At 56.5% G+C, this 24,805-nt stretch carries 18 protein-coding genes; 12 read left to right on the top strand and 6 right to left on the bottom strand.

Features of this window, described 5'->3' with window-relative positions; genetic code table 11:
* Positions 1–192: 192 nt before the first annotated feature.
* From metG to ACR0JG_RS09585, 3 genes are all read left to right on the top strand, one after another.
* Positions 193–1,911, top strand: a complete 1,719-nt coding sequence (gene metG, locus ACR0JG_RS09595; protein WP_480569346.1) for a methionine--tRNA ligase — start codon at positions 193–195, stop codon at positions 1,909–1,911.
* Positions 1,912–2,202: 291 nt separating this feature from the next.
* Complete coding sequence (locus ACR0JG_RS09590) at positions 2,203–3,384, top strand: efflux RND transporter periplasmic adaptor subunit (RefSeq protein ID WP_170393332.1); 1,182 nt, start codon at positions 2,203–2,205, stop codon at positions 3,382–3,384.
* Positions 3,384–6,521, top strand: a complete 3,138-nt coding sequence (locus ACR0JG_RS09585; protein WP_480569343.1) for an efflux RND transporter permease subunit — start codon at positions 3,384–3,386, stop codon at positions 6,519–6,521. Before ACR0JG_RS09590 ends, ACR0JG_RS09585 begins: the two co-directional genes overlap by 1 nt.
* A gap of 77 nt (positions 6,522–6,598) precedes the next feature.
* On the opposite strand, the gene glpD is transcribed toward ACR0JG_RS09585, so the two are convergent.
* Positions 6,599–8,176, bottom strand: a complete 1,578-nt coding sequence (glpD, locus tag ACR0JG_RS09580; RefSeq protein WP_480569340.1) for a glycerol-3-phosphate dehydrogenase — start codon at positions 8,174–8,176, stop codon at positions 6,599–6,601.
* A gap of 190 nt (positions 8,177–8,366) precedes the next feature.
* On the opposite strand from glpD, the gene ACR0JG_RS09575 reads away from it, so the two are divergent.
* The 4 genes from ACR0JG_RS09575 to ACR0JG_RS09560 all read left to right on the top strand — a co-directional run bounded on the left by ACR0JG_RS09575 (position 8,367) and on the right by ACR0JG_RS09560 (position 12,306).
* On the top strand, positions 8,367–9,125 hold the full coding sequence (locus ACR0JG_RS09575; protein ID WP_480569337.1) for a DeoR/GlpR family DNA-binding transcription regulator: 759 nt from the start codon (positions 8,367–8,369) through the stop codon (positions 9,123–9,125).
* A gap of 89 nt (positions 9,126–9,214) precedes the next feature.
* Complete coding sequence (locus ACR0JG_RS09570) at positions 9,215–9,577, top strand: DUF3302 domain-containing protein (RefSeq protein WP_170393336.1); 363 nt, start codon at positions 9,215–9,217, stop codon at positions 9,575–9,577.
* Positions 9,578–9,598: 21 nt separating this feature from the next.
* Complete coding sequence (locus tag ACR0JG_RS09565; protein WP_170393337.1) at positions 9,599–10,744, top strand: HlyD family secretion protein; 1,146 nt, start codon at positions 9,599–9,601, stop codon at positions 10,742–10,744.
* A gap of 11 nt (positions 10,745–10,755) precedes the next feature.
* Positions 10,756–12,306: an efflux transporter outer membrane subunit gene (locus ACR0JG_RS09560; RefSeq protein ID WP_480569334.1), complete on the top strand. Its 1,551-nt coding sequence runs from the start codon at positions 10,756–10,758 to the stop codon at positions 12,304–12,306.
* A 3-nt stretch (positions 12,307–12,309) separates the two neighbouring features.
* Here the strand turns inward: ACR0JG_RS09560 and mprF are convergent, their stop codons facing one another.
* Both mprF and ACR0JG_RS09550 read right to left on the bottom strand, forming a co-directional pair.
* Positions 12,310–14,916 (bottom strand): bifunctional lysylphosphatidylglycerol flippase/synthetase MprF, encoded by a 2,607-nt coding sequence (mprF, locus tag ACR0JG_RS09555; RefSeq protein ID WP_170405209.1) that lies wholly within the window; start codon positions 14,914–14,916, stop codon positions 12,310–12,312.
* A gap of 91 nt (positions 14,917–15,007) precedes the next feature.
* Positions 15,008–15,436 (bottom strand): Lrp/AsnC family transcriptional regulator, encoded by a 429-nt coding sequence (locus ACR0JG_RS09550; RefSeq protein ID WP_170393340.1) that lies wholly within the window; start codon positions 15,434–15,436, stop codon positions 15,008–15,010.
* Positions 15,437–15,522: 86 nt separating this feature from the next.
* Here ACR0JG_RS09550 and rocF point away from each other — a divergent pair, with 86 nt between their 5' ends.
* The 3 genes from rocF to ACR0JG_RS09535 are packed head-to-tail and all read left to right on the top strand — an operon-like array spanning position 15,523 to position 18,413.
* The gene (rocF, locus tag ACR0JG_RS09545; RefSeq protein WP_170510828.1) at positions 15,523–16,443 is read left to right on the top strand and encodes an arginase; all 921 of its coding nucleotides are present in this window, start codon (positions 15,523–15,525) and stop codon (positions 16,441–16,443) included.
* Entirely contained in the window at positions 16,443–17,363 is a 921-nt protein-coding gene (gene ctlX, locus ACR0JG_RS09540) for a citrulline utilization hydrolase CtlX (protein ID WP_170393342.1), read from the top strand. The genes rocF and ctlX overlap by 1 nt, the downstream gene beginning before the upstream one ends.
* A gap of 6 nt (positions 17,364–17,369) precedes the next feature.
* Positions 17,370–18,413: an ornithine cyclodeaminase gene (locus ACR0JG_RS09535; protein ID WP_480569329.1), complete on the top strand. Its 1,044-nt coding sequence runs from the start codon at positions 17,370–17,372 to the stop codon at positions 18,411–18,413.
* Positions 18,414–18,463: 50 nt separating this feature from the next.
* Here ACR0JG_RS09535 and ACR0JG_RS09530 read toward each other — a convergent pair whose 3' ends face one another.
* The 3 genes from ACR0JG_RS09530 to ACR0JG_RS09520 are packed head-to-tail and all read right to left on the bottom strand — an operon-like array spanning position 18,464 to position 21,576.
* On the bottom strand, positions 18,464–19,867 hold the full coding sequence (locus ACR0JG_RS09530; RefSeq protein WP_480569326.1) for a TRAP transporter large permease: 1,404 nt from the start codon (positions 19,865–19,867) through the stop codon (positions 18,464–18,466).
* A 3-nt stretch (positions 19,868–19,870) separates the two neighbouring features.
* Entirely contained in the window at positions 19,871–20,500 is a 630-nt protein-coding gene (locus ACR0JG_RS09525) for a TRAP transporter small permease subunit (protein WP_170393345.1), read from the bottom strand.
* Between the two features lie 59 nt (positions 20,501–20,559).
* Positions 20,560–21,576 carry a C4-dicarboxylate TRAP transporter substrate-binding protein gene (locus tag ACR0JG_RS09520; protein ID WP_480569322.1) on the bottom strand — a complete coding sequence of 339 codons (1,017 nt, stop codon included), beginning with the start codon at positions 21,574–21,576 and terminating at the stop codon, positions 20,560–20,562.
* A gap of 408 nt (positions 21,577–21,984) precedes the next feature.
* Here ACR0JG_RS09520 and acs point away from each other — a divergent pair, with 408 nt between their 5' ends.
* Positions 21,985–23,949: an acetate--CoA ligase gene (gene acs, locus ACR0JG_RS09515; protein ID WP_223118173.1), complete on the top strand. Its 1,965-nt coding sequence runs from the start codon at positions 21,985–21,987 to the stop codon at positions 23,947–23,949.
* Positions 23,950–23,956: 7 nt separating this feature from the next.
* Positions 23,957–24,640, top strand: coding sequence for an adenylate kinase (locus ACR0JG_RS09510; protein WP_170393348.1), 684 nt, complete (start codon positions 23,957–23,959; stop codon positions 24,638–24,640).
* The last annotated feature ends 165 nt before the right edge of the window (positions 24,641–24,805 follow it).

Raw genomic sequence — 24,805 nt, 5'->3', positions numbered from 1 at the left:
CTGGGTTCTCCTGATCATCATACACCATTGGTACGCACGGGGCGAAATCGCTGACGAACGCGACACAAACTCCAGGGAATGCACGAAGTCGCGTAGTAATACCCGTTAAATTCAAGCGTGTATGAATGCGGGCTTTTGCTTACTGGCCACATAAGGTAGACGGGCGCGCAGACAGATACGTGGAAGCGCATTATGGCCCGAATTCTCATCACCTCGGCGATCCCTTACATCAACGGGATCAAACATCTCGGCAACCTGATCGGCTCGCAATTGCCTGCCGATCTGTACGCTCGCTATCAGCGCGGCCGGGGCAACGAGGTCATGTTCCTGTGTGCAACCGACGAGCACGGCACCCCGGCCGAGCTGGCCGCCGCCAAAGCGGGCAAACCGGTGGCTGAATATTGCGCTGACATGTACGCAGTACAGGCCGATATTGCCAAGCGCTTTGGCCTGAGCTTTGATCACTTTGGCCGCTCGTCCAGCGATCAGAACCGTAAACTGACCCAGCATTTCGCTGGCAAACTGGATGAGGCCGGGCTGATCCGGGAAGTCAGCGAAAAGCAGGTTTATTCCAACGCCGATGGCCGTTTTCTGCCCGACCGCTATATCGAAGGCACCTGCCCCAATTGCGGTTATGATCGCGCACGCGGCGACCAGTGCGAGAACTGCACCAAACAACTGGACCCGACCGACCTGATTGAGCCTCGCAGCGCGATCAGCGGCTCGACCGATCTTGAGGTGCGTGAGACCAAGCACCTGTATTTGCGTCAATCCGCAATGAAAGATCAGTTGGACGCGTGGATCGACAGCAAGACAGACTGGCCGATCCTGACAACCTCGATCGCCAAGAAATGGTTGCATGATGGCGACGGCCTGCAGGATCGCGGCATTACCCGCGATCTGGATTGGGGTGTACCAGTCAAGAAAGGTGATCAAGATTGGCCCGGCATGGAAGGGAAAGTCTTCTATGTCTGGTTCGATGCCCCCATTGAATACATCGCCTGCGCCAAGGAATGGGCCGACGCCAATGGTAAGTCTGATGCCGATTGGGAACGTTGGTGGCGCACCGACAAAGGCGCAGAAGATGTGCGTTACGTTCAGTTCATGGGCAAGGACAATGTGCCCTTCCACACCCTGTCTTTCCCGGCCACCATTCTGGGATCGGGCGAGCCCTGGAAGATGGTCGACCACCTGAAATCATTCAACTACCTGAACTATGACGGTGGCCAATTCTCGACCTCACAGGGCCGCGGAGTGTTCATGGATCAAGCGCTGGACATTCTGCCCGCCGACTACTGGCGCTGGTGGTTGCTAAGCCATGCGCCGGAAAGCAGCGACAGCGAGTTCACATGGGAGAACTTCCAGCAGTCGGTGAACAAAGATCTTGCGGATGTTCTGGGTAACTTTGTCAGCCGGATCACTAAGTTCTGCCGCTCGAAATTCGGTGAAGCAGTGCCCGAAGGTGGTGCGTATGGCGAACGTGAACAGACCCTGATTGCTGAGCTTACTAGACGAGTACGTGCCTACGAAGGCCACATGGAAGCGATGGAAGTGCGCAAATCCGCGCAAGAGCTGCGAGCGATCTGGGTCGCGGGCAACGAGTATCTGCAGGCTGCCGCACCATGGTCTACCTTTAAGGAAGATCCTGCACAGGCTGCGGCGCAGGTGCGGCTGGGGCTGAACCTGATCCGCCTCTATGCAGTTCTGAGCGCGCCGTTCATTCCCGATGCGTCTGCAAAAATGCTTAGCGCGATGAACACACTCGATACCAGCTGGCCCGAAGATATCGATGCCGCGCTGCGCGCCCTGCCCGCTGGCCATGAATTTTCGGTTCCCGACGTGCTGTTTGCCAAAATCACGGACGAACAGCGCGAAGACTGGCAGAATCGGTTTGCGGGAACGCGTGAATAACAACAAAATTCGATTTATGAATGCCGCAGCGGAGCCCTGAAACGTCTCCGCTGCTGGTTTTTGGCAGAGAAAATTCGCCCGCCCCAATTGACATCGGGCAGATAAACGCCTGCGGATGCAGGCTAAGTCTGCAGATTGGAAAGAAATTTCGGGTCGATTCTTGCCAACGCATTACCTCAACACGCTTGAGAAACTGCGTCAAACCCGCCATCCTGCCTATAAAATCAATCGACTCATCCGGGGGTTTCTGTTGCCCGGTTGTGCAATCTTTACTTTGAACGAGGCGCCAACATGTCCCTTGCATTTAAGAAGCCAGCACTCCGCCCACGCGGCTATTTCAGGGCACTAGGCGTTTCTGCCGCTTTGTTTGCATGTTCCAGCCTGCCTCAGATAGCGGTCGCGCAGGATCAGGGCGATGCCCCTGCGCCCAAGGTGTCGATCGCCGCAGCTTATACCGAAGAGATCACCGATCAGGCCACCTTCATTGGACGGGCCGAGGCAATCGACAAGGTCGATATTATCGCGCGCGTCAGTGGTTTCCTGGACAGCCAGAACGTCGACGATGGCTCTCCGGTGAATGAGGATGACCTGCTGTTCACGATCGAACCGGATCTTTACGAAGCCACGCTTGAGGCGCGTAAAGCCGATCTGGACCGGGCGCAGGCAAACCTTGAACTGGCCAAAGTCGATCTCGCCCGCAAGGAAGAGCTGTACAAGCGCGACGCTACACCGGAATCAGAACGTGACATTGCCCGAGCCAATGAACTGGTCGCCGAGGCCGAGGTCAAAGCCGCCAATGCAGCGATCCAACAGGCCGAGCTTGATCTCAGCTACACACAGATCCACGCCCCGTTTTCGGGCCGCATCGGCCGCGTGGAAACCAGTGTCGGTGATGTTGTGGGCCCCAACAATCCGCCGCTTGTCACCCTGGTCAGCGAAGCCCCCATCTATGTGAATTTTTCGTTGAATGAGAAGCAGTTCACGTCGGTTCTTGAACAATTTGGTGAAGACCCGGCCACGCTAGCTGAAAGCAGCCAAAGCCCGAATGTTCATGTGACTCTGCCGAACGGTACTGAGCTGGATGAAACCGGCGAAATCATTTTTGTCGACAACCGCATTGATCCGCTGACCGGAGCCATTACGATCACAGCTCAATTCGACAATGCCAAGCGTCTGCTCGTTGATGGTGCCTTCGTAAACGTTCAGATCGAAGCGCTTGAGCCGACGCTGCAGGTATTGATCCCTCAAGCAGCGCTGCAGCGTGATCAGCGCGGCGAATTCGTTCTGGTCGTCAATGACAAGCAGATGGTTGAACAACGCTATATCACAACCGGAGATACCGTGGATTCGGCGATTATCGTCACAGATGGCCTGCGCGAAGGCGAAAGCGTCATCGTCGAAGGCCTGCAACGCGTGCGCCCCGGCGTCGCCGTTGATGCAGTCGTTGCGTCCGAGCAGCCGGAGAATAACTGATGTTCTCAGCCCTGTTTATCAGCCGGCCCAAGCTGGCGCTTGTCATTTCGCTGGTCCTGACCATTTTGGGCGGGATCGGTTATCTGGTTCTGCCGGTTGCGCAGTTTCCCGATATCACGCCGCCGGTGGTCAGCGTAACGGCCACCTATACAGGTGCAAATGCCGAAACCGTGGAAAACACCGTGGCCGCCCCGATCGAGGCGCAGGTCAACGGTGTGGACGACATGATCTACATGACGTCGACCTCATCGGATAACGGTTCGTATTCGTTGAACGTTACGTTCGAGGTGGGCACCGACCCCGATATCGCCTCGGTCAACGTACAGAACCGTGTGGCACAGGCGATGGCATCGCTGCCGTCCGAAGTGACTTCATCCGGTGTTGTCACGCAAAAAGCGTCAACCAACATGTTGTTGCTGGTCACGCTGACCTCGCCCAATGGCACATATGACAGTGTGTTCCTGTCGAACTATGCCTCAATCAACTTGAAAGACGCTCTGGCGCGGGTTCAGGGCGTGGGTAAAGCGGATGTTCTGACCAATCTGGAATACGCCATGCGGATCTGGATGGATCCGGACAAGATGGCCGCGCTGTCAATCACTCCGGGTGATGTGATCAATGCCATCCGCGAACAGAATATCGAAGTCTCTGCGGGCTCAATCGGGTCGCCTCCTGTGCCTGAAGGACAAACCTTTCAGTACACGATCAAGACCAAAGGCCGCCTGACCTCGGCCGATGAATTCGGAGATATTGTAATCCGCACAGGCGAAGCCGGTGCGATTGTGCGCGTCAAAGACATTGCGCGGGTTGAATTGGGGGCGCAGTTCTATTCCGCCTCGGGCTATTTCGAAAGCGTTCCTGCGACCGTTATCGGCATCTATCAGGCCCCCGGCGCAAACGCCCTTGCGGTGTCCGAACGTGTTGAGGCCGAACTTGAGCGCCTGTCACGATCCTTTCCCACTGATGTCGAATACGATGTTCCATTCAATACGACGGATTTCGTGGAACAGTCGCTCAATGACGTGGTCTCGACCCTCATCCTGACATTCATATTGGTGATCACAGTTGTGTTCATCTTCCTTGGCAGTTGGCGGGCGACGATCATTCCAGCGGTGGCCATTCCGGTTTCATTGATCGGGACATTTGCCTTCCTGCTGGCTTTTGGCATGTCGCTGAACACGATCTCTCTGTTCGCGCTTGTGCTGGCCATCGGGATCGTTGTGGATGACGCGATCGTTGTGGTGGAAAACGTCGAGCGTATCATCGCCAACGAAGGCCTTTCCCCTGCCGAGGCAACCCGCAAGGCCATGGGCCAGATCACCGGCCCTGTCATCGCAACCACGCTGGTGCTTCTGGCCGTGTTCGTGCCGGTGACGTTCATGCCCGGCATATCCGGGCGATTGTATTCGCAGTTTGCCGTCACGATCTCGACCGCTGTTGTGATCTCGTCGATCAACGCTCTGACGCTTTCACCGGCCCTTTGCGGGCTGGTGCTGCGGGCGCGTTCAGGACCGCCCAAGGGGCTGCTGGCCGTGTTCGAGGGATTTATCGGCGGCATGCGCAGCGGCTATGTCGCCATTGTGCGGAAGCTACTGATCCTGCCGGTCATTTCGCTTGGGATCATTGCGGCCTTCGCGGCGGGCACCGGGACCATCATGGGCAACACGTCCAAAGGGTTTATTCCGCTGGAAGACAACGGATATCTGTTCGTTGATATCCAGCTTCCCGATGCGGCGACGCTTGAACGGACCGAGGCGGTTTCTGCGCGGATCGATGAACAGATTCAACAGATCTCCGGCGTATCCAGTACCGTTCTGGTCAATGGGTTCTCGCTGTTGAACGGGACCACTACCAATGGCGCAGCCATCTTTGTCAACCTGACCAACTGGGAAGAGCGGCAGGAACCCGAGCTCAGTGCGGATGCGATCCTGAACCAGGTTCTGGCAATTGCATATGGTGAGTCTGCCGCATCGATTGTTGCGTTCAACCCGCCACCCATTCAGGGCCTTGGTATGTCTGCAGGGGTCGAAATGGAAGTGCAGCAGACCGGTGGCGGCTCGCCGCAGGATCTGGCCTCGGCCGTTGGGTCTTATGTCTATGCCGCAAACCAGCGGCCTGAGATTGCGCAAGCCTATACCACCTTCCGCGCGAACGTGCCGCAATTGTTTGTCGATCTGGATCGGGAAAAGGCCAAAACCCTGCAAGTCTCGGTGGCCGAGATTTTCCAGACCATGCAAGCGCAGCTTGGCTCGTATTATGTAAATGATTTCAACCTGTTTGGTCGTGTCTACCGCGTAATGATCCAGGCCGAAGGCTCGTATCGGAATAAGGTCGATGATATCTCAGAGCTTTATGTACGTTCCACCAAAGGTGAGATGGTACCGCTTGGCACGCTGATCGATATCGAGAACGTGCTGGGTCCGGTCCTGCTAAAGCGGCATAACCTGTTCCGCTCGGCCACTGTAACAGCGGTTCCGGCACCGGGGCTCTCCACCGGTGACGCCATCAATGTCATGACCGAGGAGTCGGCGACCGCCCTGCCCCCCGGCTATGCCTATGAATGGACCGGAACGGCGCAGCAGCAGCTGGCCTCGGGCGGTCTGGTCGTGGTGATCCTTGGGTTGGCGATCCTGTTTGGGTACCTGTTCCTTGTCGGCCAATATGAAAGTTGGACGATGCCCGTTTCGATCCTAATGTCGGTGACCGTGGCCTTGTTCGGTGCCGTCGCAGCGGTGGCAATCGTTGGCAGCGACATCAACCTCTACACGCAGATCGGGATGATCATGCTTGTCGGGCTTGCGTCAAAGAACGGGATTCTGATCGTCGAATTCGCGATGGAGCAAAGGGCCAAGGGGCTGTCAATCAAGGAGGCCGCGGCCGAAGCCGCATATCAGCGTTTCCGCGCTGTGATGATGACCGCCCTGTCCTTCCTTTTGGGCGTGGTTCCCCTGCTGGCCGCGAACGGGGCCGGAGCTGCCAGCCAGAAGGCCATCGGCGTTGCCGTGTTCGGCGGTATGCTGGCAGCCACTCTGTTCGGGGTCATTCTGGTTCCCGTCCTGTACGCTGTGATGCAGAGCCTGCGCGAGTGGGTCAAAGGCAGCAAGAAGGATCCGGAACCGTCAGAGGAAGCTGCGTAGGGCTGGCATTGAAATCGCAAAACGCCCCGCACATCTGCGGGGCGTTTCTTTTTTTTGTACGGGTCGTCTGATCCGCGCTAGTCAGTTAACCGTTTGGCCATCCAGTCGTCTATCCGGCTGATCTGCTCGAGGCTGAGCCTTAGACCCAGCTTATTGCGCCGCCACACAACATCCTGAGCGGTGCGCGCGTATTCCTTGTCCATCAGCCAAACCAGTTCGGCCTCGGTCAACGTCGCGCCGAAATCGTCACCCAGATCGCTCTGATCCTTTGCCGGACCCAGAAGGTCCCAGGTCTCGGTGCCATAGGCCCGGATCAATCGACGGGCCCAAAAATCGGTCAGGAACGGGTACTCCGCTATCAGTTTCCCGATCAAATCCTGCATGCCGTCGACCGGAAAATCCCCGCCGGGCAATGGGACGCCTGCGGTCCATGGTCCGCCAAGATCCGGGAAATGCTCTCCAATCTTCTCCAGCGCGCTTTCCGCGAGGCGTCTGTAGGTGGTGATTTTACCACCAAAGACATTCAACACCGGAGCCCCGCTCTCGGCGTCAACTTTAAGCGTGTAATCGCGGGTAGCCGCCGTGGCACTGCTTGCGCCGTCATCATATAGCGGACGGACGCCTGAATAGGTCCAGACAATATCTTCACGGGTAACGGGCTTCGCGAAGTAATTCGATGCGAAAGCGCACAGATACTCCTGCTCGGCCTCCGTACAAATCGGAGGCTCGGAGGGGTCAGAATGATCCTGATCCGTGGTTCCGATCAAGGTAAAATCCTGCTCGTACGGGATCGCAAAGATGATGCGCCCGTCTTCGCCCTGAAAGAAATAGCACTTGTCATGGTCAAACAGCTTGGGTGTCACGATATGGCTGCCACGCACCAGACGGACGCCTTCTCTGGAATTGACCCGGATCTTGGTCTGGATGATGTCACCTACCCAAGGTCCGCCCGCATTGATCAACATCTTCGCAAGGACGGTTTCGGTCTTGCTGCTATCCCGATCCCGGATCGTAACCTGCCACAGTTCATCGATCCGCTCAGCCGAAAGAACCTCGGTCCTGACCATGATCTTGGCCCCGCGTGCCTCGGCATCGCGGGCGTTCAAAACCACCAGCCGCGAATCCTCGACCCAGCAGTCCGAGTATTCATAGGCGGTTTCAAATTTGTCTTGCAGCGGAGCCCCCTCGGGTGCCGCGCGCAGGTTCAGCGAACGTGTACCCGGCAGGATTTTGCGACCGCCCAGATTGTCATACAAAAACAGGCCAAGCCGTATTAGCCAGGCAGGACGACGCCCGCGCATCCATGGCATCACCGTACTGAGCAACCGTGAGGTCGGCGTTTCAGAGTCAAAACGCATATCGGCGTGATAGGGCAGCACGAAACGCATGGGCCAACTGATATGGGGCATAGCGCGCAGTAAGGTCTCGCGTTCGACCAGCGCTTCACGCACCAAACGAAATTCAAAAAATTCCAGGTACCGTAGCCCGCCATGAAACAGTTTGGTCGAGGCTGACGACGTCGCCGAGGCCAGATCGTTCATTTCCGCCAAGGTGACCGATAGGCCCCGACCTGCCGCATCACGTGCGATACCGCACCCATTTATACCCCCGCCGATCACAAAAAGATCGGTAACTTGGCTGCTGTCCGATGACATATCCAATTGATTCCCCAACGTGGCAGTTTCAAGCGCATTAGCAGTATGATGGTTCGTATCGTCAACTTTATTTTTCGATAATGTTCGTTTTTAGCTGAAACAACGAGTATTAATAAGTGCAACTAACGAATTCCCTTGCTTAACCGCAAAATTAGAACAAAAACGAAAACACCGGAACTCAGGACCGCCCATGTCACTATCATTTCGCCAATCGGACATTCTTTTAGTCGCCGAGCAAGAGGGCCGCGTTACTGTCGAAGGACTGGCCGAGCGCTTTCAGGTGACGGTTCAAACCATTCGCCGTGACCTGACTGAACTGTCAGAAGCTGGTAAGTTGGATCGGGTTCACGGGGGTGCCGTTCTGCGTTCTGGCGTGTCTAATATTGGATACGAAGACCGGCGCGCCCTGAACAATGAAGCCAAGACACGCATCGCTGAACGCTGCGCGGCCGACATCCCCGAGGGCAGCTCGATCTTTATGAACATAGGCACCTCGACCGAGGCCGTTGCCCGCCAATTGCTGAAACACAAAAACCTAATGGTCGTGACCAACAATATGAACGTTGCCAATATCCTGGCCGATAACCCCGATTGCCAGATCGTCGTTGCAGGCGGTGTGCTGCGCAGATCAGATAGTGGGTTGGTCGGGAATCTTGCGGTCTCGACCATCCGCCAGTTCAAATTCGATCACGCGATTATCGGCTGTTCCGCATTGGATGCGGATGGGGATCTAATGGATTTCGATCTCCAAGAAGTACTGGTCAGTCAAACTATCATTGAACAAGCCCGGCAGATCAGCCTAGTAGCGGATGCTTCAAAGTTTCAGCGCACCGCGCCCGCACGCATCGCCTCATTATCCGATGTTGATATGGTTTATACTGATCTACCGCTGCCCGGCGACCTCCATCAGAAGTGCATAGACTGGAACACCAAAATTATTGAATGCTGATGCATCCTTCCGATCAGCCAGAAAGTGATTGATTAGCTGGACAACAGCGCCCGAGGATGGAACAGTTTCCAACAACAGGAGGCGCGAGCATGGGACTTTTGGGGCAGCCGCTGGGCTACTATGACTATCTGACATTTGTGGCACTTATCTTGCTGCTGGCAGCGGTGATGGCGTTGTTTCTATTCATAATGGGCCTGCCCGGACGTATCGCGATCAAACGCAATCACCCCCATGCCGAAGCGGTCAAGATCATGGGATGGATGGGATTTTTGGCGATTGTCCCTTGGGTGCATGCCTTTATCTGGGCGTTTCACGACGGCGTCACCGTCGACATGCGCCGCGGTCCTGATGAAGAACGCAAGGCGATCAGGGATGAGATCAAGCGTCTGGGCGGTACAGTCAAACCGGAATACCAGGACCCACTTGATACCGACGAAACAAAGCAAGCCTAAGGCCAAAGGAATTCAGCACTCATGTTCGTCGCCCTAGGCATCACGCTTTTCTACATTATTTTTGTCTGGTTCATCTTCTTCAAGGTGCAATGGCTGAAATTCAACATCATGTGGGGGATCGTCTCATTCTGGGTCGGCGCTCATCTGCTGCTGATCTTTTTGGTCGCGCTGCGCTTCTTTCAACCCTTTTCCGTCGACAGCCACGTCGTGCGCTCCACCATCCAGATCGTCCCGCGTCTGACTCAGCCCACAATCCTGTCCGAGGTTTTGGTCGAGCCCAACACCTGGGTCACTAAGGGCGATCCGCTGTATAAGTTCGACGACACGGTGTTTTCGCTGGCCGTGGACAAGGCGAATGCACAGCTGGTGGCGGCGCAGCAAAACGCGAAGATCCTTGAACAGGATGTCATCGCCGCTGGTGAAGCGGTCGAACGCGCAAACGCGCAGTTGGCCTATGCGCTGACCGAGCAAGCGCGATACGAGAATCTCGTTCCCGCCGGAGGTGCCCGTCAGGACGAACTTGACCGCTGGAACGAACAGGTCGCGGAAGATCAGGCGAAGATTAAGGAAGCTCAGGCCAATTTGGAAAAGGCCAACCTTGCGCTGGATTCGCAGATCGACGGCGTGAATACGGGCATTATTGAGGCTGAGGCGCAGCTGGCCGAGGCCGAGTATTTTCTCGACAACACAACGATCTACGCCCCCGAAAATGGCATGATCGTTTCGCAACAGGCCCGCCCGGGGATGGTTGTGGGGGAAATTCGTCTGGGTGCCATTGCCAGCTTTGTCACCGAAGAAGACCCCTATATTCTAGCCACCTTCCGCCAGCAGAACCTGAAATTTGTCGAGGTCGGCCAACCAGTCGAAGTTGCTCTGGACCTCTATCCCGGAGAAATTCTGACCGGCAAGGTTGAGGCGGTCTGGTGGGCCACACGTCAGGGCCAATACTTGCCCTCAGGCCGCCTGCCCGGCTTTGAGCTGCCAAAACTGCCCGGTCGGATCGCTGTTCAGATCTCGGTCGATGTGCCTGAGGGGCATACTTTTCCTGCAGGTGGCCACGCTGCGGTGGCGATTTACACCGGCATGGGAAAAAGCTTTGAATTTCTGAGGCGCATCAACATTCGCCTCTATTCTTTCGCCAACTTCATCCGGCCACTGGATATCTGAGGATGCGTACGATGACACTCCGCCGGTTGTTAGGCACTGCCCTTTGCGCCGCTACCCTCACCGCCTGTACGCCGGTGGGGCCTGATTTTGTGCGCCCCAACTCTCCGGTCGTGAAGCAATGGATGGAGGTCAACAACCCCAGCGCGGGCCAGAGCGGCCTGACCTCGCGCAGCGCCCCGGTTGTGCGCTGGTGGGAGACATTCAACGACCCGACGCTGAACAAACTGATCGCAGAAGCCTATGCGCAGAACCTGACCTTACAGGTTGCAGGTGCCCGCGTACTTCAGGCCCGCGCGCAACTTGGTATCGCATTCGGAGAGCTCTACCCGCAATCGCAGGCCGTGGGCGGTTCGCTCCAACGCCGACAGATCAGCGACAATCTTGGGCCGATTTCGGACATCCGGCGAATCATTCCCTTGGACACCGAATTCTCGACTTCGCAAGTTGGGTTTGATGCGCAATGGGAACTGGACGTATGGGGCCAGCAACGTCGCGGCGTACAGGCCGCGCGATCGAACCTGGCACTGCAGGTTGCTAATTATGACGACGCACTGGTCACGCTGACCGGGGACGTAGCGGCGCTTTATATCAACATCCGTTCGTTGCAAGAGGCTCTGCGCATCGCGCGGGAAAACATCACGATTCAGCAGGCATCGGCAGATCTCACTCAGCTGCGCTTCAACAACGGCGTTACAACCGAGTTGGATGTGCAGGAATCGACTGCCCTGCTCAACAACACCAAGGCACTCGTGCCCGAGTTGGAAAGCGATATCCAACAAGCCAAGAACGCACTGGCGGTTCTGTTGGGCAAAACCCCTTCCCAGATGACTGGCTTGATCGGAAACTCGGGTCGCATTCCAACAGGGCGCAGCAACGTAGCTGTGGGAGTCCCTGCCGAATTGCTACGGCGGCGGCCTGACGTCCGCGCCGCCGAATTGGCGGCAGCCACCCAATCGGCGCAGGTGGGGATCGCGTTGGCTGATCTCTATCCACAATTCATCCTGTCCGGATCGATCGGATTGCAAGCCTCGGGTGGGCGCGATCTGTTCAGCACCAACAGCGCCACAGGATTGGCTAGCGCAGGCGTTGTCTGGAACGTCCTGAATTATGGCCGCATCAAGAACAATGTCCGCGCGCAGGATGCCGCCTATCAAGCGTTGATCGCCAACTATCAGAATACCGTTCTGACCGCGTATTCCGAGGTCGAAAGCGCGATGGTTGCTTACGCACAGGCGCGCAAACAGGTCACCTTTTATCAGCGCAGCGTCGAAGCTTCGCGCAAGGCGGCTGAAATCGCGGTCGATCAGTACCGAGACGGCATCGCCAGCTATTCGCGTATCCTGAACACGCAGACCGCGCTACTACGATCGCAGGCGAACCTGATCGAGGCCCGGCAGGAGGTCTCTTCGAATCTGGTCGCGATCTACAAAGGTCTGGGTGGTGGTTGGCAGATTCGGCAGAATCAGGAATTCCTACCCGAGACGGTGCTGGCCGAGATGGCCTATCGCACCGATTGGGGTGATCTGTTGGAGAAAACGCCAACACGCGCCAGCTTGAACTAAGGCCTATTTCGTCAACCCGCGCAGGCCGCCCGAGATCAGGATGTTAACTTCGTAGAGGATACGTGGCGCGGCCAACCCGCCGGGGCTGGCTAGATAGTTGGGGCTCCATTCCGGATCGAATTTCTGCTTGAAGGCGCGCAGGCCTTCGAAGTGGTAGAATTGTTCGCCATGTTCATAAACGAACCCACCGATCCGATTCCAAAGCGAGGCCAACTGCCGGTTTTCGATCCCTGAAAATGGCGCTGCGCCCAGTGAGAACCAGTGGAATCCCTGCTCGGACCCCCAGACCATCATCTCAGCAAACAGCGCATCCATGACAAAGCTGGGGCTGTCCGGTTCATAACGCATCAAATCCAGAGACAGTTCGGATTTATTTCCGCCTTGAAACAGGTTGGCGAAGGCCATGATCTTGCCCGTCTCATCCCGCAGAACCGCATGGTCGAAATAAGAAAGGTAGGCATCATCAAAGCCGCCCAAGGCAAAACCCTTTTCCTCACCTGCCTTTTGCGCCAACCAATCGTCCGAGATCTGACGAAGTTCGGGCAACACCGGTGCAAGCTGTTCCTTGGGGATAATTTCGAACTTGTACCCCTCACGCTCGGCCCTGTTCTTCGCCTGCCGGAACCGTTTGCGCGATTTTCCGTCCAGCGAAAAATTCTGCAGCGGTACGCGGGCCACTTCTCCGATCTTCAGGATCGATAGGCCGAGGTCCAGGAATGTCGGCAGATATTTGGTCGATACACTGTAAAACGCACAAAGCTTGCCTTCGCGATCGGCCATTTCTCGCAATTGCCAGATCAGTTGCTGCCCCGCTTGCTCATCACCCACAGGCTCTCCTTTGGTGATCAGCGCATTGCCAGTATCGGCATAGGCAAGGAATGCGGTTTCGTCAGGCGAGATCAGGAATTGCTTGTCACCGGTCAGCGAAATCTGGGATTCGGTGTCTTCGCTCTCCATCACGAGACGTTCGACAACTTCGGGGATTTCAGTCCTAACCGGCGCGGGGATTTCACGGCCGAACAGCGAGTTCACCGCCACGATGCCAACGATCACGGCCACCACGAGGCTGGACCGCAGGAATCGCGAGGCATCTCCACTCCAGGCAAAGTCCCACCACAGCGCGTTTTGATATTCGACATGGGAATAAGCGAACAATCCAATCCAGAAAATCACCGCCAGCAACGCGACGACGCTGACCAGCCAAGGGATATTTAACCGAAAGATAGATGCACCGCTTACCCGGTAAAACGCTCCCCGAAACATCGCCAAAAGGCCAATCGTGAACAGCAATGAAAGGGCTTCATGCGTATCAAGCCCTTTGGCGAGCGAGGCGAAGAAACCTGCCACCATCAAAAGCATGGCAACAACCCATGCCCGATAGAGCTTGCGGAATAGACCACGTGAGACAAGTAGCAGTAGGACACCCACGGCGCTGCCTGCAAGATGAGATGCCTCGACAAATGACAAAGGCAAAACCTCTCGCAGTACGCCAAGGTTCTGCGTACTGGAAGGCAAAGCCCCTGAAACCAACAGGATAACTCCTGCCACAGCCGCGACGCCGGCAGCCACCATCGGGACAATGGGGCGAATTGCGCGATAGACCCAAGTGACCGCGCCCCCGATGCGATGGCGCTGTGTCAGCACCGACGCGACCGCGATCGACAGGCTGGCGATGGCAAACGGAAGGAACGTATAGACCAGTCGGTAGAGCAGAAGCGCAGCGATCACATCAGACCGGCCCGACGCCCCTAGACCAGCGATCAGAGTGGCTTCGAACACACCGATTCCACCCGGTGCATGGCTAAGGATACCCACCGCTATTGCGCCTATATAGACCGCGAAGAAATACGGGTAGCCAACCCCCAGATCGTCCGGCATGAGCACATACAGCGCCATTGAAGCGCCGAACAGATCGCCTACCGCCGCGATTGTCAGCAGACTTGCCAGCTTGCCGCCCGGCAGGTTGAACCCAAACCCGCCATAGGCCAATCGCCGCCCTCCGCTTGAAAGCCAGACAAACAAGACCGCAAGCCCCGCCAACATGCTCAGACCGATCACAGTTTCCGTCGTTTCACTGATCGGCAGGACCTTGGAAATGCCATCCGGGTGTATTGTAAGCAACAGGCCCAAAAGCAGGATCAGTCCCATCCAGAACGCCACCCAAGAGGTCGCGATCACCCCGGCCACGCGGCCAAGATCAAGCCCCAGCGACGCATAGATACGGTATCGGATCGCGGTGCCGGTGATATAGGAGAATCCCAGGCAGTTCGATACCGCATAGCCGCTTGCTCCGGCCATCCCTGCGACGGGCAAAGGCACTTTTCCATCGGCGACGCTCTGCACGGCAAGCACATCGTAGAACGAAAGCGACAGAAAACTGAAAGCCGTCCAGCACATCGCAAAAAACATGAATTTCCATGGTTTCGCTGCGATATCGCTTTGGATATCTGACCATTTCACATGCGCAGAGAGGTCATGCAGAACCGCAAGCGCGATTCCTGTAATCAGCAACGGAACCGCAATCTTGACCAGTGGCTTTTCCAACAGCCCTGTCACATACTCGGCCAGACGTACGGCGCGTGTCTCTTCCGTTGTCGGCTGTGTCGTCATTCCGTTCGCCCCTGCCCCGCGATCCTCAGATCAGTGTCAATTCAAAGCTTTGCACGAATTTTCCATCCGGCAAAGGGCCTAGGCCAACGCGTCACGAGCGTCCCTTGCGTGTCGAGAGCAACAGATTGGTCTCAGATCGTGTAACGCCCTCCATCCGACGGATCTGGAACAGGACTTCATCAAGCTCATCCAGTGTATCGGTTCCGATCTCTGCGATCAGATCCCAACTTCCATTGGTTGAGTGCACCGCCCGAACCTGACGCATCGCAGCGATTCGCGATCTGATCCGCTCGGTCCCGCGGCCTGCGATCTCAAGCATCATCAATCCACGAACAGGGCTTTCCGATACGCCCTGCCGTGTCACAACGGTAAAGCCGACGATTTCGCCAGACTGCTGAAGCCGCTTTAGTCGGCTGCGCACGGTTGTTCGGGTCACCCCGAGCAGTTCAGCCAGTTCCGACAACGATGCCCGAGCGTCCCTGTGCAGTGCGTTCAATAAGCGATTGTCCAGTTCGTCCATGCGTGATTACCAAATCGGAATTAGCCAATTCACTTTGACCAATTTGATCTCTTTTCTCAACTCATATCGTATCGATAGATAGACTTATGAGCAAAATGAACATCATTCTCGCCGGAGCGCCTATGGATGCCGGCAAACACCGCCAAGGCTGTCGGATGGGTCCAGATGCCTATCGGGTCGCGGGTCTCGCCCAAGCGCTGTCAGATCTCGGGCATTCTGTGTCGGACATCGGTGACACGCGACCAGATGCCGTCGACATTTCGGAAGACACCCATCTGTTCTCTTTACCGGAATGCGTGGGCTGGACACAGGCGCTAAGCCGCACGGCACAAGAGGCCGCGCTTGAAGGCCTTCCTATTTTCATGGGCGGTGATCACGCCCTGTCGATGGGCACGGTGGCAGGAATGGCGGCACATGCAGACCGTATCGGGCGCCCTCTTTTCGTGCTCTGGCTGGATGCACATAGCGATTTTCATACGCCCAGCAGCACGGCCAGCGGCAATTTGCATGGAACGCCGGTCGCTTATTTCACTGGCCAGTCAGGCTTTGACGCCTTTCCACCGCTGATATCGCCGATCCCAACGGATCGCGTCGGTATGATCGGTCTGCGCTCGGTCGATCCCGCCGAACGTGCGGCATTGGAAAAAGATCACGCGATGCTCGCCGATATGCGCAGCATCGACGAGCACGGGATCAAGACACCCCTACTGGCCTTCCTTGACAAAGTACGCGCAGCAAACGGCATCCTGCATGTCTCGCTGGATGTGGACTTCCTTGATCCCTCGATTGCGCCTGCGGTTGGAACCACTGTCCCAGGTGGCGCAACCGAGCGCGAGGCGCATCTGGTCATGGAATTGTTGCATGAAAGCGGTCTCGTTTGTTCGCTGGACCTCGTCGAGCTGAACCCGTTCCTGGATGAGCGCGGCCGAACCGCAAAATTGATGGTCGATCTTGCAGCCTCGCTGATGGGTCGTCGCATCTTCGATCGCCCAACCCGGAGCTTCTGATGATTTCTCTTCAATCTCCTTCAGCTGTCGTGATGGTGCGCCCGCACGCATTTGCGTCGAATCCTGAAACCCGCGACGACAATGCATTTCAAACACTGGCAAATCGATCTGCTGCAGCGACGTCTGCTGCCGCGCGGGATGAGCATGACAAAGCAGTAGAACAGCTTCGCGCTGCTGGTGTGACCGTTCATGTGTTTGACGACGAAGGCGAACGTGACACACCCGACAGCGTGTTCCCAAACAACTGGTTTTCGACCCATCCAGGCGGTCATGTCGCTGTTTATCCGATGTTCGTTCCATCGCGCAGACGCGAAAGACGCTCAGATGTAATTGAGTTACTGAAGCGGGAATATCGAGTGCAAGACGTCATCGACTATTCCGGCCTCGAACAGGACGACCTCGCGCTTGAGGGCACTGGCGCAATGGTTCTGGATCACGTGGGCCGTATTGCCTACACTGTTCGATCCAACCGCGCCGATCCGGTGTTGTTGGAGCGTTTCTGTACGCATTTCAACTATGAGCCGATTGCCTTTGATGCAAAGGACGCTGAAGGCCGTGATGTCTATCACACCAATGTCCTGATGGGGATCGGCACGCACTACGCCCTTATCTGTTTGGACATGATTTCCAACCCAGAACGTCGGGCAACAGTTCGGGCACGGCTTGAGGAATCTGGCCGTACTGTCATCGATCTGTCCCATGAGCAGATTGCAGATTTTGCAGGAAACGCGATTGAGCTTAGTGGCAATGATGGTCTTGTCCTGGCGTTGTCTAGCCGAGCGCTACAGGCTCTTACACCTGCTCAAGTCGCGATCATCGAAGCCAGTGCAACTCCACTGCCGCTCTCGGTTCCCACAATTGAAACAGCCGGTGGATCCGTACGTTGTATGATCGCTGGTATCCATCTTTCCCGCCGATAGGAGTCTTTGATGCAACCTTCTGATAAGGCCCTCGTGCCATTTGTATCCGTCGACAACATGATGCGTCTGGTCCATCACATCGGGGTCGAACAGATGATCACGCAGATTGCCGCGCAGATCGAATCCGATTTTAAACGCTGGGAGAGCTTTGACAAAACGCCCCGCATCCCGGCCCACTCACCACATGGGGTGATCGAACTGATGCCAACCTCGGATGGTGAGGCGTACGGGTTCAAATACGTCAATGGGCATCCCAAGAACACGTCTGAGGGCCTGCAGACCGTGACCGCGTTTGGCCTGCTGGCTGATGTCTATACCGGTTACCCGACATTGTTGACCGAAATGACGATGTTGACTGCTTTGCGGACAGCGGCAACCTCTGCGCTGGTCGGCAAATATCTCGCGCCCAAATCCGCGACGACGATGGCGATGATTGGAAACGGCGCGCAATCCGAGTTCCAGTGCCTCGCCTTCAAAGCCATGTGCGGAATCGATACGGTCCGGCTCTACGACACAGACCCGAACGCGACGGCGAAATGTGCAGCCAATCTGCAGGGCAAAGGGCTGACGGTCGTGCCCTGCAAAACGCCGGAGGACGCGATCGAAGGCGCTCAGATCATAACGACCTGCACCGCTGACAAGAAATACGCCACCATCCTGACCGACAACATGGTCGGCCCCGGTGTGCACATCAACGCGATTGGCGGTGATTGCCCCGGCAAAACCGAACTGCACCGCGATATCCTTCTGCGCTCGAATATCTTTGTAGAATACCCCGAGCAAACGCGGATCGAAGGTGAAATTCAAGCTCTGGAGAATGATCACCCTGTCACCGAGATATGGGAAGTTATGACCGGACAAGCCACAGGGCGCACCGATGATCGACAGATCACGTTGTTCGACAGTGTCGGCTTCGCGATCGAGGACTTCTCGGCACTACGTTACATCAAAAGCGCGATTGAAGGCACTGATTTCTATGAGGCATTGGATATGCTGGCAGACCCTGACGACCCGCGGGATCTGTTTGGGATGTTGATGCGGGCAGGATAAAGAACCCGCACTTCTAAAACTGTGCCCCGGCCTTTGGCCGGGGCTTTTTCTTATCCCGCAAGCGATGGCAGGTAGAGAACAATCCCTGGAAAGGCCACCAGCAGTGCGATGGTCAGAGCATCGGCAATGAAGAACGGCGTTACACCTTTGAAGACATCCTGAACACTAAGATCGGGCCTCACGCCTGCGACAACAAAACAGTTTAGACCAATAGGAGGTGTGATCAGGCAGAACTCGGCCATTTTGACCACCAAGATACCAAACCAGATCGCACACATCGGCCCGGGCATACCAAAGGCGCTGTCTGCTGCGCTGACAGCCTCGCCTCCGTTCAGGGCCATAACGGCGGGATACACAACCGGAAGTGTCAAGAGCAGCATACCGATCGCATCCATGAACATGCCCAGCACGGCATAGGCCAGCAGGATGCAAATGAGGATCAACATAGGCGACATTTCGAGCGAAGTGATCCAGTCGGAAAACGCCCCCGGCAGATCTGCGAAACCAAGAAAGCGCACGTAGATCAAAACACCCCAAATAATCGCGAAAATCATGGCGGTCAGTTTGGCGGTTTCAAGCAAGGCCGATTTGAATTCAGGCCAGCGCATGCCGTGGATCAGGGCAAAGCAGAACACGATGAAGGCCCCGATGGCCCCGCCCTCGGTCGGGGTGCCCCAGGCCTTGTCGCCGAAAGGGTTGTAAACAAAGCAGATAATGATGAGGATCACCGCCACAATGGGCAGTGCGCCCGGAAGAGCAGCAAATCGTTGTTTCCAGGTAAACCCGGTGACCGGCGGTCCGACGGACTTGAAGATCACGGCGATACCGACGATCAGCAAGCCATAGATCACCGCCGAAAACGCGCCAGGGATGAAGCCTGCGAGCAGCAGTTTTCCCACATCCTGCTCGACAATGATGGCGTAAATCACAAGGATCGCGGATGGGGGGATTAGCGAGGCCAAGGTTCCGCCAGCGGCAACCACACCGGCGGCGAAACGTTTGTTATACCCGACGGCCAGCATTTCAGGGATGGCGATGCGCGCAAAGACGGCTGATGTGGCGACCGATGCACCTGATACGGCGGCGAAACCGGCGGTCGCAAAAATCGTTGAAACGGCCAACCCGCCAGGCACCCATGCCACCCAGCGTTTTGCCGCCTCAAACAAGGCGCGGGTCAGGCCAGCGTAGTAGGCTAGATAGCCGATCAGGATGAATGTTGGGATCAGGCTCAGCGTATGAGACGCCACCTTGGAATGTGGCACCTGGCCAGCCGTTTTGACGGCCACCGTCAGTGCCTTACCAAACCGCTCGGGATCATACCCAAACTTTGCCCAGAATATCCAAACAAGGCCAACCAACCCTGCCAGACCTGCAGCAAATGCCACCCGCATGCCAGTGACGACAAGAACCAACAGTCCGGCAGTGACCCAAAGGCCGATATCAATCGTGTCCATGGGTCAGTTACGTCCTTCGAATTGTTCGGCCTCGGCTGCAGCCTGTGCGGCGGCATCCTGTATCAGCGGTACGGCCACCGGTGCCTCGAGCCCCAGCATGAAGGCGCGTCCATAGCCCCAGACCTGCAAGATTAGCCGGGCGCACAGCACCGAAAAAGCAACGGGTGCCAGCAGCTTGGCTGGCCAAATAGGAATCCCGATATCAATTGAGCTGTCGCGACTCCACATCGGAGCGCCGAAGTCAAAGGACCGGTCAAAGTGGGACCAACTACCCCAAACCAGCGCCAGCATCAGCAGCAGTATCAGCAGAACCGAGATCAGCTCGAACAACCACAGCGCCCGCCCTTTCAGGCGCGAGATAACGATATCCATTCGGATGTGCCCGCCATCGCGCTGCACAAACGAAATACCCAGAAACGCGATCAGGGGCATCGCCTGTTCAATCCAGTCAACATATCCGGGCAAAGGCGCGTTTAAGGCGTTTCGGCCGCTGACTGACACAACAGCTAGCACCATGAGCCCGAAAACCGCGAAACCGCTGATCAGCGCCATAAAACGCTCTAGACGTAACAAACGGTGATCCAACCGGCTTAGAAGACTGCCATCCTCAAGCACCGTGGCATGTCCTGCCATCTCAGCATTCCTTTGATTGAAGGAGATGCCGGGTGCCTAATGACACCCGGCTGTGGCGATCAGTTACCGCCGCGCTGCTGTTGCAGCGTCGATTGCACAAGATCATAAAGATCCTGCGCAGGCAGACCCTGGGCGGTCATGTCTTCGATCCACTTCGCGCGAATAGGATCAGCGGCTTTGGCGCGAAACTCCTCAAGCACGGCATCGTCAATCTCGACCTTTTCAACGCCTTTCTCTGCCAGCACGCCATCCCACTTTTCAAGCAGTCCACCGTAGTTGGCCAGATAGTGATCGATAGCCTCATTAATCGAGCTGTCCAGCGCTTCGCGATGTTCGGCTGGCAGCGCTTCATAAGCGTCGATATTCACCACCACCGGACAGTTTACCGTTCCAGGATTCAGATTGGCCGTCCACCAGTCAGCTTCGTTGATCGTCCCGAATGACAAATGCGCATGCTGAGCGAAGGCCACGGTATCGACCACGCCAGATTCCATCGCATTGTAGGCTTCGGTCGCAGGCACGGACGTAGGTACGCCACCAACTGCTTCAAATGCTTGCCCCAAACCGCCAGTTGCGCGTACGCGCATACCGTCGAACTCGGCAAGCTCATCACGAGGGTTACCGGTACCAACAAGATTATATTGAGGCATCGGTGAAGTCATGATGATGCGCGCGTTCCACTGCGCCATCTCGTCCTTGACTGCTGGATGATCGTAGACTGCGTGGCTGACGGCCACCTCTTCATCCAATGTGTTTACGCCAAGGAAGGGCAGTTCCAAAACGGTGATCGCGCGGTTCTTATCGCGGTGATAGCCCGCACAGAACTGCGCCATCTCGAACGCGCCAATCTCGATTCCATCCAGGTTTTCCTTGGGCTTCGACAATCCGCCATAGCTAACATTGATGGTGAAATCGCCGCCGGTTTTTTCGTTCACCAGTTCAGCCAGTTTCTCAACATGCTCGGTAAATGCGCGGCGCTTACCCCAGACCGAGGCATTCCATTCGGTCGCGGCTGCTTCGGTGACAAACGCCACACTCAGGGCGGCAAAAGCCGCACCGCTCAACATCTTTTTCATAGTGGTATCTCCCTTAGTTGCGCCCCCTATCGGGATGCTTGTTTGTGAAGCTAGCGCCAAGTCTAGAAGCTGCCAACCCCTGCGAGGAGAAGTGGTGTTATCGCCACCAGACTTCGAGATTAAAGTGAAGCTATCGGCCAAAGCCCCAGACACATGCCAATGAGCACTTAGGTCATTACAGCTATCTTACTGATTTAAGGTGTATATTACGCACAATTTCAAAATTATTTACAATGTTAGTGCCGAAAATGAAATTTCTTTACAAAGAAATCCAAGGATTATGGCAATTTATTTATTTCTTTTCTGATCCCCGTATTATTCAACTTGGGGAGGAACCGGATCGACATTGCCTAATCGGCTGGCAAAATCGGTCCCATGTAATCCAGTCCAGAGGGAGGAGCCTCAAAGATGACTACCGCTGCCCAGGCAGATGCCAAGACATATCCGCCATCCGCAGAAACTGTCGCCCGTGCGCATGTCGACGCCGACAAATACGCAGATATGTACGCTGCGTCGATCAACAACCCCGAAGCATTCTGGGATGAGCAAGGCAAGCGCGTTGACTGGATCAAGCCTTATACTCAGGTCAAAGACGTCAGCTATGATTTTGGTTCGGTTGGTATCAACTGGTATGCGGACGGCACGCTAAACGTCTCGGCCAACTGTCTTGACCGTCATTTGAATACGCGCGGCGATCAGACAGCGATCATCTGGGAACCGGATGATCCAAACGACGAAGCTCAGCACATTACCTACGCCGAATTGCACCGTCGCACCTGTCGCATGGCCAATATTCTCGAGTCGATGGGCGTGCGCAAAGGTGACCGCGTTGTGATTTATCTGCCGATGATCCCTGAAGCAGCCTATGCGATGCTGGCTTGTGCACGGATCGGAGCAATCCATTCGATTGTATTTGCTGGGTTTTCACCCGATGCGTTGGCAGCCCGAGTCAACGGATGTGATGCCAAGGTCGTCATCACCGCCGATGAGGCACCACGTGGTGGCCGAAAGACTCCGCTGAAGTCCAACGCAGACGCGGCCCTGCTGCACTGCAAAGACAGCGTGAAATGTCTGGTGGTCAAACGCACCGCTGGGCAGACCACTTGGATCGATGGCCGCGACTATGATTACAACGAAATGGCGCTTGAAGCGGATGACTATTGCGCACCCGCTGAGATGAATGCCGAAGATCCGCTGTTCATTCTCTATACTTCCGGTTCGACTGGTCAGCCCAAAGGTGTCGTCCATACGACCGGCGGTTATCTGGTCTATGCCGCGATGACGCATGAGATCACATTCGACTACCATGAAGGCGACGTCTACTGGTGCACCGCCGATGTCGGCTGGGTCACCGGTCACAGCTATATCGTCTACGGACCACTGGCCAACGGCGCGACCACCCTGATGTTCGAAGGCGTGCCGACCTATCCGGATGCATCACGCTTCTGGCAGGTGTGCGAAAAGCACAAGGTGAACCAGTTCTACACCGCTCCGACGGCAATTCGCGCTCTGATGGGTCAGGGTACCGAGTTCGTCGAGAAATGCGACCTGAGCGATCTCCGGACGCTGGGCACAGTCGGCGAGCCGATCAACCCGGAAGCCTGGAACTGGTACAATGAAGTTGTTGGCAAAGGTAAATGCCCGATTGTTGACACCTGGTGGCAGACCGAAACCGGCGGTCACCTGATGACCCCCCTGCCCGGTGCGCACGCGATGAAGCCCGGCTCGGCGATGAAACCGTTCTTCGGCATCCAGCCGGTGGTTCTGGACCCGCAATCCGGTGTTGAGATCGAGGGAAATGGCGTTGAGGGTGTTCTGTGCATCAAAGACAGCTGGCCCGGTCAGATGCGCACCGTCTGGGGCGATCATGAGCGGTTCGAGAAGACCTATTTCTCGGACTACAAAGGCTACTACTTCACCGGCGATGGCTGCCGTCGCGATGAGGATGGCGATTACTGGATCACTGGCCGCGTCGATGATGTAATCAACGTCTCCGGCCACCGGATGGGCACGGCCGAGGTGGAAAGCGCGCTGGTCGCCCATGCCGCCGTCGCCGAGGCCGCTGTGGTTGGTTACCCCCATGAAATCAAAGGGCAAGGCATCTATTGCTATGTCACTTTGATGAATGACCGCGAGCCGTCGGATGAGCTGCTGAAAGAGCTGCGCACCTGGGTCCGGACCGAGATCGGCCCGATTGCCTCGCCTGATGTGATCCAGTGGGCCCCCGGCCTGCCCAAGACTCGCTCGGGCAAGATCATGCGCCGAATTCTGCGCAAGATTGCCGAGAACGACTTTGGTTCGCTTGGCGATACGTCGACCCTGGCCGATCCGTCAGTGGTCGAAGACCTGATCGAAAACCGGGCAAACAAGTGAGGATGTGATGGACGCTGCCACGACCATATCCCCCGCTGTTCTGATCCTTCTCGGCCCTCCGGGCGCCGGGAAGGGTACGCAGGCTCGTATGCTTGAAGAGAAGTTCGGGCTTGTACAACTCAGCACCGGTGATCTGCTGCGCGACGCGGTCGCCGCAGGTACCGAGGCTGGTAATGCTGCCAAAGCGGTCATGGAGGCGGGCGATCTTGTTAGCGACGGCATCGTCATCGCGATCCTTCGCGACCGCATGGCGGAACCGGACTGCGCCAAGGGCGTCATACTGGATGGTTTCCCCCGGACCACAGTCCAGGCCGAGGCGCTTGATGGTCTGCTCGCGTCTTCAGATCAGAAGATCAACGCGGCCATCAGCCTTGAAGTTGAAGACGCCGAGATGGTGACGCGGATTTCGGGTCGCTACACCTGCGCTGGATGCGGTGAGGGCTATCACGACACGTACAAGCAGCCCGTCGAAGACGGCAAATGCGACAAGTGCGGTCACACAGAATTCAAACGCCGCGCCGACGACAATGCCGAGACGGTCGCGTCGCGTCTGGCGGCCTATCACGCGCAGACCGCACCGCTGATTGACTACTATCAAGCCCAAGGTGTGCTGAAAGGCATCGATGCCATGGGTCAGATCGACGACATCGCGCAAGACCTTCAAGGGATTGTCGGCGAGGTCATGAAATAAGGGGAGGAGATAAGCCCTAGGGCTTTGATCCTAAATCAGAATACTTCAATGGACCCGCCTTGGCGGACCAGAGAAGTTATGCCTGACGTCACGGGGCGTTTGGCACAACCGAGAAGCGGCCCACCGCACTGGAGGAGTTGGGCAATGGGCCGCCAATGAGGGAAG

The sequence above is a fragment of the Ruegeria sp. AD5 genome (assembly GCF_056542345.1).
Note: the sequence above shows the minus strand (reverse complement) of the source record. Positions and strands in the feature narration are given on the sequence as shown.

What these genes read in the sequence shown, in the direction of transcription:
- metG (WP_480569346.1), top strand. Translation starts at nt 193, where the DNA reads ATGGCCCGAATTCTCATCACCTCGGCGATCCCTTACATCAACGGGATC.
- ACR0JG_RS09590 (WP_170393332.1), top strand. Translation starts at nt 2,203, where the DNA reads ATGTCCCTTGCATTTAAGAAGCCAGCACTCCGCCCACGCGGCTATTTC.
- ACR0JG_RS09585 (WP_480569343.1), top strand. Translation starts at nt 3,384, where the DNA reads ATGTTCTCAGCCCTGTTTATCAGCCGGCCCAAGCTGGCGCTTGTCATT.
- glpD (WP_480569340.1), bottom strand. Translation starts at nt 8,176, where the DNA reads ATGTCATCGGACAGCAGCCAAGTTACCGATCTTTTTGTGATCGGCGGG.
- ACR0JG_RS09575 (WP_480569337.1), top strand. Translation starts at nt 8,367, where the DNA reads ATGTCACTATCATTTCGCCAATCGGACATTCTTTTAGTCGCCGAGCAA.
- ACR0JG_RS09570 (WP_170393336.1), top strand. Translation starts at nt 9,215, where the DNA reads ATGGGACTTTTGGGGCAGCCGCTGGGCTACTATGACTATCTGACATTT.
- ACR0JG_RS09565 (WP_170393337.1), top strand. Translation starts at nt 9,599, where the DNA reads ATGTTCGTCGCCCTAGGCATCACGCTTTTCTACATTATTTTTGTCTGG.
- ACR0JG_RS09560 (WP_480569334.1), top strand. Translation starts at nt 10,756, where the DNA reads ATGACACTCCGCCGGTTGTTAGGCACTGCCCTTTGCGCCGCTACCCTC.
- mprF (WP_170405209.1), bottom strand. Translation starts at nt 14,916, where the DNA reads ATGACGACACAGCCGACAACGGAAGAGACACGCGCCGTACGTCTGGCC.
- ACR0JG_RS09550 (WP_170393340.1), bottom strand. Translation starts at nt 15,436, where the DNA reads ATGGACGAACTGGACAATCGCTTATTGAACGCACTGCACAGGGACGCT.
- rocF (WP_170510828.1), top strand. Translation starts at nt 15,523, where the DNA reads ATGAGCAAAATGAACATCATTCTCGCCGGAGCGCCTATGGATGCCGGC.
- ctlX (WP_170393342.1), top strand. Translation starts at nt 16,443, where the DNA reads ATGATTTCTCTTCAATCTCCTTCAGCTGTCGTGATGGTGCGCCCGCAC.
- ACR0JG_RS09530 (WP_480569326.1), bottom strand. Translation starts at nt 19,867, where the DNA reads ATGGACACGATTGATATCGGCCTTTGGGTCACTGCCGGACTGTTGGTT.
- ACR0JG_RS09525 (WP_170393345.1), bottom strand. Translation starts at nt 20,500, where the DNA reads ATGGCAGGACATGCCACGGTGCTTGAGGATGGCAGTCTTCTAAGCCGG.
- ACR0JG_RS09520 (WP_480569322.1), bottom strand. Translation starts at nt 21,576, where the DNA reads ATGAAAAAGATGTTGAGCGGTGCGGCTTTTGCCGCCCTGAGTGTGGCG.
- acs (WP_223118173.1), top strand. Translation starts at nt 21,985, where the DNA reads ATGACTACCGCTGCCCAGGCAGATGCCAAGACATATCCGCCATCCGCA.
- ACR0JG_RS09510 (WP_170393348.1), top strand. Translation starts at nt 23,957, where the DNA reads ATGGACGCTGCCACGACCATATCCCCCGCTGTTCTGATCCTTCTCGGC.